This window comes from Stenotrophomonas sp. Nf1 (assembly GCF_003028475.1).
Classification (GTDB): Bacteria; Pseudomonadota; Gammaproteobacteria; order Xanthomonadales; family Xanthomonadaceae; genus Stenotrophomonas.
In genome coordinates this window covers 1-1,251 of sequence record NZ_PYTV01000021.1, presented here as the reverse complement: position 1 = coordinate 1,251, position 1,251 = coordinate 1, and the positions used below count along the sequence as shown (strand labels likewise).

Sequence of the window (1,251 nt, the reverse complement as noted above, 5' to 3'; positions counted from 1 at the left end):
AAGCCTTATCTGATCGGAATCTGGCAGCGTAGGTGTCGAGAGCCGGCGTGGGCCGCCGTGTAAGCCTGGATCTCGACGATCGCCTTGGAGCTTGGCGCCCACGCCGGAATCTCCCTTGATCCGCCCGAACAGTTGCTGGAGCTGACACTCGCAGTGATAAGACTGGGCAAGCGGGGGAGCTCTCGACCCTTCCAGACTATACGGAGTGCGGTGATGAACGGGATCGGGATTGATGTCAGCAAGCGCCAACTGGATGTCGGCACGACAGACGGAGAGACCCTGCAGGTCTGGAATAGCCGCTCCGGCTTTTCTGAATTGGATGTTTGGCTGAAGAAGCGTCCGGTCAGCCAGATCGTGCTGGAAGCCACCGGCGGCTACGAACGACCGGTGCTGGATTTTCTGCACGCAGCGGGCCATCCGGTGGTCCGCGCCAATGCCCTGCGGGCCCGCAGGCTGGCTCAGGGGATGGGCCAGATCGCCAAGACCGACCGGTTGGATGCCTATGCATTGGCGCAGATGGCGGGCTTGGTGAAACTTCCCGCCTACCAACCGCTGGAGCCTTGGCAGCAGAAAATGCGAGAATTCGTGCGGGCACGTCGACAGGCGATGCACGCGCTGACCATCGCGCGGCAGCAGCAGGAAATGGTCGGTGATCGTGAATTGCGCCGGCTACTGCAGGCCAACATCACCCGCTTGCAGACGCTGGTTGAACGTCTGGGAAAGCAAATTGCCGAGCAGGTTGCCCAGCAGCCTCAACTGGCTGTCCTGAAGTCGATGAAGGGCGTTGGCCCTGGCCTGCAGGCGGTATTGGCAAGCTATCTTCCCGAGTTGGGGAAGATCAGCGGTAAGGCCATTGCCAGCCTGGTCGGTGTGGCACCCATGTCCCACGACAGTGGGACCATGCGCGGCAAACGAAGCATCCATGGCGGCAGGGCTGAGATCCGTCAGGTGCTTTATATGGCCAGCATGTCGGCCATGCGGCATGAACCTCGCCTGCGCGATTTCTACCAGTCGCTGCGAGCCCGAGGCAAAGAAGGAAAAGTAGCCATCGTGGCGGTGATGCGGAAGATGCTGGTGATCCTCAACGCCCGGGTGCGCGACGCTGAAAACGGGCTGGTCCCTGCCTGAGGCGAACCAGGGCGCAAGACCAAAGGCTGCCGGCCAGCGGCCGGCACTACCGTGCCCCTCTCATGGAGGGGCCAAGCCCCTCCATCAACACAGTTGCTCCAGGGATGGATTCACGGCGTCCCC

1 protein-coding gene is annotated in these 1,251 nt (G+C 62.0%); it reads left to right on the top strand.

Annotated features, from left to right (window positions below):
• The first annotated feature begins 213 nt into the window (after positions 1–213).
• Complete coding sequence (locus C9412_RS20445) at positions 214–1,128, top strand: IS110 family transposase (protein WP_107233277.1); 915 nt, start codon at positions 214–216, stop codon at positions 1,126–1,128.
• The last annotated feature ends 123 nt before the right edge of the window (positions 1,129–1,251 follow it).

Coding starts and splice junctions, on each gene's coding strand:
- C9412_RS20445 (WP_107233277.1), top strand. CDS start 214: ATGAACGGGATCGGGATTGATGTCAGCAAGCGCCAACTGGATGTCGGC.